Annotated in this window: 1 protein-coding gene; it reads left to right on the top strand. The window is 59.2% G+C overall.

Going from position 1 to position 255, the window contains the following annotated elements; all coding sequences use genetic code 11:
• Positions 1–46: 46 nt before the first annotated feature.
• Positions 47–255: NAD-glutamate dehydrogenase (locus EGN72_RS00125; protein ID WP_148114234.1), on the top strand; the 209-nt coding region annotated here is incomplete at its 3' end.

Genomic DNA, 255 nt, shown 5'->3' with positions numbered 1-255 from the left:
GCCTAACCCTCCCTGACTGACTGATTGATTTGAAAAGGAAAACACCATGAAACGCATCATCCTCGCCACTGTTCTGGGCCTTGCCACCGTTGGTTCCGCCTCTGCCATGACTGATACGGGCCGCCTGTCGGGTCTGACCACGATCAAAGCGGAACGCATCCTGCCCGGCGCATCGTTCGACAACCTGACCGTCAGCCAAGCCGCGCAGATCGAAGGCGCTTTGGCCGGTGGGCAAGACAATGCAGGCGTCGACCT

Source organism: Pseudorhodobacter sp. E13 (assembly GCF_003991405.1).
In the GTDB taxonomy this organism is placed as follows: domain Bacteria; phylum Pseudomonadota; class Alphaproteobacteria; order Rhodobacterales; family Rhodobacteraceae; genus Pseudorhodobacter.
This window is presented reverse-complemented; position numbering and strand designations above follow the sequence as displayed.